This is a genomic window from Haliscomenobacter sp., assembly GCF_033763495.1.
GTDB lineage: Bacteria > Bacteroidota > Bacteroidia > Chitinophagales > Saprospiraceae > Haliscomenobacter.
This window is the reverse complement of record NZ_JANRKL010000153.1, coordinates 1-9,640: the sequence shown is the minus strand read 5'-3', so window position 1 is coordinate 9,640 and position 9,640 is coordinate 1. Positions and strand designations below refer to the sequence as shown.

General features: G+C 47.6%; 8 protein-coding genes. All 8 read left to right on the top strand.

Annotated features, from left to right (window positions below; translation table 11 throughout):
• On the top strand, positions 1-593 hold a 593-nt coding region (locus SFV55_RS16035), incomplete at its 5' end, for an NAD(P)H-dependent glycerol-3-phosphate dehydrogenase (protein ID WP_320030538.1).
• A gap of 67 nt (positions 594-660) precedes the next feature.
• A complete protein-coding gene (locus SFV55_RS16030) occupies positions 661-3,210 on the top strand; it encodes a YfhO family protein (RefSeq protein ID WP_320030537.1) in 2,550 nt (849 codons plus the stop codon).
• A 256-nt stretch (positions 3,211-3,466) separates the two neighbouring features.
• Positions 3,467-5,497, top strand: coding sequence for a BatA domain-containing protein (locus SFV55_RS16025; RefSeq protein ID WP_320030536.1), 2,031 nt, complete (start codon positions 3,467-3,469; stop codon positions 5,495-5,497).
• Between the two features lie 8 nt (positions 5,498-5,505).
• Entirely contained in the window at positions 5,506-6,777 is a 1,272-nt protein-coding gene (locus SFV55_RS16020) for a dihydroorotase (RefSeq protein WP_320030535.1), read from the top strand.
• Positions 6,778-6,787: 10 nt separating this feature from the next.
• Positions 6,788-7,354 carry a DUF4199 domain-containing protein gene (locus SFV55_RS16015; RefSeq protein ID WP_320030534.1) on the top strand — a complete coding sequence of 189 codons (567 nt, stop codon included), beginning with the start codon at positions 6,788-6,790 and terminating at the stop codon, positions 7,352-7,354.
• Positions 7,355-7,446: 92 nt separating this feature from the next.
• On the top strand, positions 7,447-7,956 hold the full coding sequence (locus tag SFV55_RS16010) for a DUF4199 domain-containing protein (RefSeq protein WP_320030533.1): 510 nt from the start codon (positions 7,447-7,449) through the stop codon (positions 7,954-7,956).
• A 24-nt stretch (positions 7,957-7,980) separates the two neighbouring features.
• The gene (locus tag SFV55_RS16005; RefSeq protein ID WP_320030532.1) at positions 7,981-8,952 is read left to right on the top strand and encodes a glycosyltransferase family 2 protein; all 972 of its coding nucleotides are present in this window, start codon (positions 7,981-7,983) and stop codon (positions 8,950-8,952) included.
• A 14-nt stretch (positions 8,953-8,966) separates the two neighbouring features.
• A partial coding sequence (locus SFV55_RS16000; protein WP_320030531.1) for an NAD(P)-dependent oxidoreductase occupies positions 8,967-9,640 on the top strand: 674 nt, incomplete at its 3' end.

Genomic DNA, 9,640 nt, shown 5'->3' with positions numbered 1-9,640 from the left:
ACCTGGCTACCGAAATTCTGGAAGGTCAGCCCACCGCCACCGTAATCGGGAGCGTGTACGAAGAGGTCATTGACCTGGGTAAAAAAGTACTTTCTTCCGATGCTTTCCACGTTTTTGGCAACAACGACATCCTGGGCGCTGAATTGGCCGGGGCATTGAAAAACGTGATTGCCATTGGCTCAGGCATCCTGCGCGGGCGGGGCCTGGGCAAAAACCTTCAGGCCATGCTCATTACCCGTGGGCTGATGGAAATGGTGCGATTTGGCCAGGCAATGGGCACGACCAACTCCGCGTTTTATGGCACAGCGGGCATTGGTGACCTGGTGGCAACGGCTACCAGCAAAAGCAGCCGGAACTATACCTTTGGATTTCGCTTGGGTCAAGGCGAAAAAATGCAGGATATTCAAGCCACTATGCCCGAATTGGCTGAAGGGGTTCGTACCCTGAAAATTACCTGGCATTTGGCAAATTATTATAAATTGCGCCTGCCCATCACTCAGATGTTGTACAACATTGTTTTTGAAGGGTATAATATCGACAAAGCAATCAAATATTTGATCACCTATCCATACGATGTAGATGTGGATTTTTGAGCCAATTAATGGACTTTATGAACTGAAGGTCTTATTGCTCATTGGCCAGTTTTAAATTAACATTTTCATGAACCACCTGATTAAACAACTCATTCCTCACCTGATCGCCATCGTCATTTTCGCCGGTGTATCGGCCTTTTATTTTGCGCCGCAACTCTCTGGTAAAGTTATGAACCAGAGTGACATCACCCAGGTCACGGCCATGATGAAAGAAATGAACGACTATAAAGCCAAAGAAGGTCGGATGCCACTGTGGACCAATAACATGTTTGGCGGGATGCCCACTTACCAGATCGCCAGTGTACGCGATGGCAATAAAACGGGCTTTTATGACAATTTGCTACAATTGTACATTCCCCGGCCAATTGGCCGTTTTATTTCTGCGATGTTGGCCTTTTACATCTTGATGGTGGTTTTGGGTGTCAACCGTTGGGTGGGCGTCATTGGTGCCATTGCTTTTGGTTTGACGACCAACAACCTGGTGCTTTTTGAAGCTGGACATACCTCTAAATTGGGGGCCATTGCCTACATGCCACTGTTGGCCGCCGGTTTGTTGCTGGCCTTCCGAGATAAAAAATACCTGGCTGGAGCCTTGCTCTTTGGCATCGGCTCGGCTTTGCAGCTCTGGGTCAACCACGTGCAAATGACCTATTACCTGATTCTGACCATGCTAGCATTTGGCATCGCCCAATTGGTCGATTCCATTCGTAAGGGTGAAATGGTACACTTTGCGAAGGCCGCTATTCTCATCATTGTTTCAGGTTTGATCGGAGTAGGTACAGGAGCTTCCAATTTGCTCACTACCCTGGAATACAAAGAATCCACCATGCGGGGTAAAAAAATTCAGGCACCCGTTCCGGGAACTCCTGAAGCCCAAAACCCGGTGACAGAAGGTTTAGGATTTGATTATGCTACCCAATGGAGCAATACCTCTATCGACTTGCTAGCCACGCTCATTCCAAGGGCAGCGGGAGGTAGTAATGCCGAGCCAATTGGAGCTGATTCAAAAACAATGACTTCCTTATTGGCTCGGGGTTATCAAGGTCCTACCGATATAGAATTGCCGATGTACTGGGGCGGTCTGCCCTTCACCAGTGGCCCAGGATACTTGGGTGCGATTGCTTTATTTTTGTTCGTATTTGGTTTGTTTACCGTTAAGGGGCCAGTAAAATGGTGGCTGGGTTTTGGCGTCATTTTTACCATGATCCTCTCTCTGGGCAAACACGATGGCGGGCTCAATAAATTCCTATTTGAGAATCTTCCGTTGTTCAATTCTTTCCGGGCGCCAAGCTCGGTGCTGAGTGTAACCGCCTTTTTGGTGCCCATGCTGGGCTTTTTAGCCCTGGGGCAGGTGCTCAAAACTGATGAAGAACCTAAAAAATTATTGACCAAATTGTGGATCGCCGCTGGTCTGACGGGTGGTTTATCATTGATTTTCGCCTTGATTGGTAGTAGCTTTTTCAGCTTTAGTGGCGCAAATGACGCCCAGTTGGCCAGCAGCGGTTTGGTAGCAGCAGATATTGTTGCCGACCGTAAAGCTTTGTTCAGTGGAGATGCCTGGCGCAGCTTTTTCCTGATTGCCCTTTGTGCAGGCCTGATTTGGGCCTTTGTGACCAAAAAAATCAGCAGCACCATCGCCATCGCCGGAATTGGTATCCTGACCATTTTTGACGTGTGGGGCGTAGGCCGTCGCTACGTGAGTCCAAAAAGTTTTGTCTCCAAAACGGATTACCAAACCAACTTCCAACCCCGCCCGGTAGACCTCGAAATCATCAACAAGGAAAAAGACTTGTACTACCGCGTCCATGAAATCAAGCCCGATGCATTCCAGTGGGCGATGACTTCGTATTTCCACAAAACCATCGGTGGCTACAACCCCGCCAAGATGCAACGTTTCAATGATGTAATTGAACGTTTTCTGGCCCAAGGGGATAAGAAGGTATTGGACATGCTCAATACCAAATATTACATCTTCACCCCTGAAGGGCAACAAACGCCAATGTCCCAAATCAACCCGGGAGCCTTGGGCAATGCCTGGTTTGTGGACACACTCCTGATCGCCGAATCAAACAACATTGAACTGGCTGCATTGAGTGCTTTCTCACCAGATTCTCAGGCCATTGTGCACCAGGAGTTTAACGCTTACATTAAAAATTTTGATCCCAAGACAGAAGGTAACATCAAGTTGAGCAGTTACCATCCTGAAAAGCTCAAATACCAGAGTGATAGCCCCAGCGAGCAGTTTGCAGTATTTTCGGAGATTTGGTATGGCCCCAATAAAGGTTGGAATGCCTACATCGATGGCAAAGCTGCTGAACACATCCGGGTCAACTACATCCTACGGGGTATGCGGATTCCAGCGGGTAAACATGAAGTGGAGTTCCGTTTTGAACCAGCATCATTTGCCAAAGGTAAAGCCATTTCAACTGCTTCGTCGCTGACACTCCTTGTTGGGGTATTGGGCATTGTGGGAACTGGTTTGTGGAAATTCCTGAAGAACCCTCCAGCTGAAGAACCCAAGCCTCAACCAAAACCACAGCAACCGAAGCCCAGTACGCCGGCTGCGCCCCGAACTACGGCAAATGAAAGAAAAGACCCAAAGAAACGGAAGCGGTAGGCGTCTTTTTTGATTGGGGTTTGTCTTTGGACATTGTGCTTTAGCCTTACAACCCCCAACCCCTAAAGGGGAGTACATTCTGCGTTAATCCTTAATGCTATCTTTTTGAACATAGAAATTAGCAGCTTAAGTTTACCGAAAACGTACTCCCCTTTAGGGGGCGGGGGTTGCAAGGCCACAGCAAAATCCAGCAGGAACCCCGCCCCACACAACCTTCCACCCAACAGCAACGTTAATTGGTAAATCGATCCTGACCATGCAGTTTTTATACCCGACGTTTTTATGGGCACTTGCCACCCTCGCCATTCCGGTCATTCTGCACCTGTTTTATTTTCGACGTTTTAAAAAAGTGTACTTCACCAATGTGCGTTTTTTAAAAGAAGTGAAAGATGAAACGAGCATGCGTTCCAAACTGCGCAACTTTTTGGTGCTTGCAGCGCGTTTATTGGCTTTGTTGTTCCTGGTGTTTGCTTTTGCCCAACCCTTTATTCCCCAAAAAACAGAGGTAAAAAAAGGCATTAAAGCGGTCAGCATCTACATTGACAACTCTTTCAGCATGAGTGCTTCCAGTCAGGATGTACCCTTACTCGAGAAAGCCAAACAAAGGGCACGGGAAATCGTTACGGCCCATGGACCAGAAGATCGGTTTCAAATTTTGAGTAATGAGTTCAGTGGTCGGCAACAACGCCTGGTGAACAAGGAAGATGCCCTGGGAATGATTGATGAGATTGCACTCGGTCCTGAAGTACAGTTGATGTCCAAAGTGTTAGCCCGGCAAAAACAAGCGCTTTCTCTTTCCAAAACCGACAACCAGGTTTCGTACCTCATCTCCGACTTTCAGCGCAGTGTCATGGACCTGAGCACCTATCAGGACACCCTTTTACCCCTTAATTTTATTCCATTGCAGTCCGTTCAGGAAAAAAACCTGAGCATTGATAGTGTTTGGTTTGAAGCTCCCGTGCGGATGGCCAATCAAACTACGCCTCTTTTTGTCAAAATCCACAACCACAGCACAACCCCGGTAGAAAATGCCCGGGTATCCCTCAAGTATGCCAATGAAATCAAACCCTTGGGTTCACTCAGCATTGGTGCAGGTGCAGATCGGGTGGATACTGTGAATATTACCATTTCAGGTACAGGTTGGCAAAGAGCAGAGGTAACCCTTACGGATTACCCCATCCAGTTTGATGACCAGTATTTTTTTAGCTTTTTTGTGTCCGATGAGATCAAGGTGCTGGCCATTAACGAAACAACGCCCAATCGCTATCTGCAAGCAGCTGTAAATGGATTACCCTATTTCAAACTCAGCGATGTAAACAACCAAAACCTGGATTATTCCAAGTTCGTGGATTATCAGTTGATTGTGTTGAACGACCTGAGCAACATCTCTTCAGGGATGGCTGCGGAATTAAAATCATATGTCGAAAATGGGGGCAATGTTTTGGTTTTCCCCGGGCGCAACGCCAATTTGGGGACTTACGCTGCCTTTTTGCAAAGTTTTCCTGCCAATACCCCTCAAAGCTTTGAACAAATCGGCAGAAATGTAGGCGAAGTCAATCAGGGTGAATTCATCTTTAAAGACGTTTTTCTCAACCGCAGCGCAAACCTGCGCCTACCCGCCACCCAGGGCAATTTCACTTTTGGGCGCTTCAATTCTCGCGCCGAAGAGCAACTCCTCTCGTACCGGGATGGCAGCCCTTATTTGTCTAAATACAAACAGGGCAAAGGCAACTTGTACGTGTGTGCAGCGCCCCTGGCCCAGGAGTTCAACAATCTGGTCAATAGTGGAGAGGTATTCATCCCTATGGTGTATAAAATGGCGATTTCGGCAGGTACCGACCAGCGAATCGGCTACATTATTGGCCGAGATGAATTGCTCGAAGCTGACCATCAGGCGAATAGCGCCGAGATCGTGTACAAAATGAAAGGGGACGCCGGAGAATTTATTCCACAGCAACGGGCAGTAGGTGCCAAAGTATTTTTAACCATGAACAACCAGATCAAAAAATCTGGTTTTTATGATCTTTTCCTCAATCCTGGACAGGTCAACCACAGTTATGCCTTCAACTACAACCGCCGCGAGTCGGCTCTGCAATATTTTAGCCCCGAAGAACTCAGTGCCAAAGTTGGTGAAAATGTCAATGTAATTGCTGCTCTCGACTCTGCTGTACTGACAGCCCAAATCGAGGAAAACAACCAGGGAACCGTATTATGGCGCTGGTGCATCATTTTGACTTTGCTTTTTTTGGGGATTGAGATACTTTTGCTGAGATTTTGGAAAGTATAAATTGAGCAATGAATTTTTTAATCCGCAAAGCCACCGTAATCGACACCAACTCCCCTTATCACGGCAAGGTTGTTGATCTATTTATTGAAGGTGATAAAATTACCTCCATTGGTGCCGATCTCAAACGCAATGCCGACCAGGTCCTTCAAATGGAAGGAGCTCAGGTGTCGCCAGGTTGGGTAGATATCGGCGTTCAGGTAGGAGACCCGGGGTACGAGCACCGCGAAGACCTCCGTTCGGTAAGTTCAGCAGCGGCGACGGGAGGCTTTACCGCCATTGCTGCTCAACCCAACACCTCGCCCGCTGTAGACGGGAAAACAGAAGTGAGCTACCTCAAACAGTTCAGCCGTGGGAAATTGGTTGACATTCTCCCCATTGGTGCCATTACCAGCAAATGCCAGGGCAAGGACATCACTGAGATGATCGATATGCACCACGCCGGGGCAATTGCCTTTTCGGATGGCAACCAGGCCATTTCCGACAATGGGATGATTTTGCGAGCCCTGGAATACGTTAAAGCCTTCAACGGCATCGTCATCAATCAACCTTTGGACCGTACCCTGGCTTTTGAAGGGCAAATGCATGAAGGTGTTGTGAGCACTTCATTGGGGATGAAAGGTATTCCCAACCTGGCTGAAGACCTGATGGTACAGCGCGACATTTACCTGGCTCAATACGCCGATTCCCGCTTGCACCTCGCCAATCTCTCCTCTCAATTTGCCGTGGATTTGGTGCGCCAGGCAAAAGCTAAAGGCCTCAAGGTAAGTTGTTCGGTAGCTGCCCTTAATCTGGCCTACGACGATCGCTCTTTAGTCGAATTTGACAGCAATTTTAAAGTACTTCCGCCGCTGCGCAGTAGTGAAGATATCGAAGCCCTCAAGCAGGGACTCAAAGATGGGACCATTGATCTGATTGGTTCCAACCACGTTCCCCTGGAAGAAGAAGCCAAAAAACTGGAGTTTCCTTATGCCGATTTTGGGGCAATTGGCCTCGAAACAACTTATGCCTTAATCAATACACATTTAGAGGGTGTCCTTTCCCAAACTGAGTTGGTCGAAAAACTTGCCACTAATCCCCGCAGAATCTTCAACTTGGAGGAAGTTACGGTGCGTGAGGGGGCTAAAGCCAACTTAACAGTGTTTCATCCTCATCACCAATGGACTTTTGGGCCAACGCACATTCGCTCAAAGTCCAGTAACTCTCCCCTGCTGGGTGTGCAGTTGAAAGGCAAAGTGATTGGGGTAGTCAACAACGGATCGGCATTTATTAACCCTCATTAAATTTTCGCACATGGAAACTCTTGATTCAGCAGTACCAAAAGGAAACCCCAATGCTTCCTATTGGCCTTACGTCATTCGTTGGGGTGTGATCATCGGCGTCATTGGTGCTGTACTCACAATGTTGATGTATGTAGGCGGCAATGGCCTTAGCCCAATGGTCTGGTCTTTTTCGCTGATGGGCATCGGTTTACTTAGCCTTATCCTAAGTGGTGTCCTGGCTACCCGCGGCGTACGAGCCTATCGCGAAACAGAACTAGGTGGCCTCATCCCTTTCGGTAAAGCATTTGTAGTTGCCTTTTTGATTTTGGTGATCAGCTCTTTGATCAGCAGCGCATTCAACATCCTTTACGTCACGGTGATCGATCCAGATTTTGCCAACAACATGGTATCCCGGATGTCCGACTGGTTCGCCGAAGTAGGGATGGATGAAGCTCAGATTGAGGCTCAAACCGAACAAATGAAAAAGGGTTTTTCACTCAACCGCCAATTGCTCAACTTAGCGTTTGCTCCAGTTGGTGCAGCCTTGATCGGTTTGATTGCTGCTGCTGCCGCTAAACGTAACCCACCGATGGAATAATTTCAGCATTTCCATTTTTGTTGACCATTGATGGAACAGTATTGATTAAGTTTGCAGCATGATTCAGTCAACATGCAAACTTTGCCAAAACCATGATAAAATTCGGTAGTGTAGCAGGAGCCGCAGTTGTGCTGTGGCTCCTGCTGTTTTATTTTATGGACAAAAAACTCTACTTCCACCCGGGCGTACAGTGGGGTGTTTTGCCCATTTATGCTTTGGCCATGTATCTCGCCTGCCGCAGCGAAGCACGCCAAACGACAGAATTGTATGCCTGGCAACCCGCCTTGCGCACTGCTTTTGGCACTTTTGTCGTTACCCACCTGATTGCCCATGTATTTTACTTCGTACTTTTGAAGTTTATTGATCCCGGAATGATAAATTTGCAGGCTGAAGTCTTAAGTGAAGGCCTCGAAAGCAGCAAAAATATTCTGGGTGAAGAAAATGCCTGGAAAATGAAAGACCAGTACAAAGCCGAAGATTTTATCCCTACTTTCCAAAAGTCCGCTTTTGCCTTTGCTTTTGGCTTGATTGGTGGATTCGTCATGGCTTTAGCCGTAGCCTGGACAACCTATGGCAAATCGGGATTCAGTAAAGGCAAATAATCCTTTGAACACTCAAGTATCGACATGAACATTTCTCTAGTTATCCCTTTGCTCAACGAAGAAGAATCATTGCCAGAGCTGGAAGCCTGGATCCGCAGCGTAATGAATGCCAATGGCTACAGTTACGAGGTCATCCTAGTCGATGATGGCAGTACCGATGCTTCATGGAAAGTAATTGAGCAACTGCGCGCCCAAAATCCCAACATCAAAGGCATCAAATTTCGGCGCAATTACGGCAAATCTGCTGGCTTGCACTCTGGATTCCAAGCGGCTACCGGGCAGGTAGTCATCACCATGGATGCCGACTTGCAGGATAGTCCCGATGAGATTCCGGAGCTTTACCATCTGATTGCCAATGAGGGTTATGACTTGATTTCGGGCTGGAAAAAAAAGCGACACGACCCCATTTCTAAAACCATACCTTCCAAATTTTACAACTGGGTGGTGCGCAAAGTAAGTAAGATCAACCTGCACGATTTCAACTGTGGACTCAAAGCCTATAAAAACGAAGTGGTCAAAAGTGTGGAGGTTTATGGGGACATGCACCGCTACATTCCCCTCCTGGCCAAGTGGGCTGGTTTTAAAAAAATTGGAGAAAAGGTAGTAGAACACCGTGCCCGTAAATATGGCTATTCCAAGTTTGGCTGGACGCGTTTGTTTACCGGTTTTCTCGATCTGCTTTCAGTGGTGTTTGTAGGCAGGTACGGTAAAAAACCTATGCAGTTTTTTGGTACTTCAGGGCTGATCGTGTTTTTGGCAGGTTTGATCGCAGTGGCCTATTTGGGGTTTTCCAAATTGTACGATGTGGTCAACCATGTCAAACGTGCGCCCCTTATTGCCGAAAATCCCTGGTTTTTCTTTGCCCTCACCTGTATGATTATTGGTACCCAGCTTTTTTTGGCAGGCTTTGTAGCAGAATTAGTAAGTAGGAGCGCCCCCAACCGCAATAACTACATCGTTGAAAAAGTGCTCGGAGCACTTGAAATCGAACAATAATACAAAAAGTGCAAATGCAAAAAGTACATCTGGTAAGTGGCGGCTGCGGATTTGTAGGCCGCAACATGGTCAAAAGACTTTTTAACAAAACTAAGGATAAAGTCCTATTTATAGACGACCTTTCGGTAGGAACTCACCCCTCCAACTGGTTGGCTTCTCCGCAAGGGCGCAGCATTGGCAACGCTACTTTTTTCGGGGCAGATGAACGATTGTTGTTCATTCAGGATGATTTCCGCAATGTCTTGCGGGGTTTGCACGATGCGCCCAGCTTTTTTGCACCCTTCGGCTGGCAAGTAGAAAAACTCAGCGATGTATTCCATTTTGCGGCCATTGTAGGTGGCCGCGCCAAAATAGACGGCGATCCAATGATGGTGGCCCTGGATTTGTCCATCGACGCGGAGTTCTTTTACTGGATTTGCCGCCACAAACCTGAGCGGGTGCTGTACCCCAGCTCCAGTGCAGCTTACCCGGTTGACCTGCAAACAGAAAGTGACGCCATCGCCCTGAGCGAATCAGACATCAACTTCGACCGCATGGGCAAACCCGATATGACCTATGGTTGGAGTAAACTGACTGGTGAATACCTGGCACAAATTACGGCTCAATATTATGGAGTAAAAGTGACCTGCATCCGCCCTTTCAGTGGTTATGGCGAAGATCAGGACCTCTCCTACCCCATTCCTGCCAT

Coding starts and splice junctions, on each gene's coding strand:
- SFV55_RS16015 (WP_320030534.1), top strand. CDS start 6,788: ATGGAAACTCTTGATTCAGCAGTACCAAAAGGAAACCCCAATGCTTCC.
- SFV55_RS16025 (WP_320030536.1), top strand. CDS start 3,467: ATGCAGTTTTTATACCCGACGTTTTTATGGGCACTTGCCACCCTCGCC.
- SFV55_RS16005 (WP_320030532.1), top strand. CDS start 7,981: ATGAACATTTCTCTAGTTATCCCTTTGCTCAACGAAGAAGAATCATTG.
- SFV55_RS16030 (WP_320030537.1), top strand. CDS start 661: ATGAACCACCTGATTAAACAACTCATTCCTCACCTGATCGCCATCGTC.
- SFV55_RS16020 (WP_320030535.1), top strand. CDS start 5,506: ATGAATTTTTTAATCCGCAAAGCCACCGTAATCGACACCAACTCCCCT.
- SFV55_RS16010 (WP_320030533.1), top strand. CDS start 7,447: ATGATAAAATTCGGTAGTGTAGCAGGAGCCGCAGTTGTGCTGTGGCTC.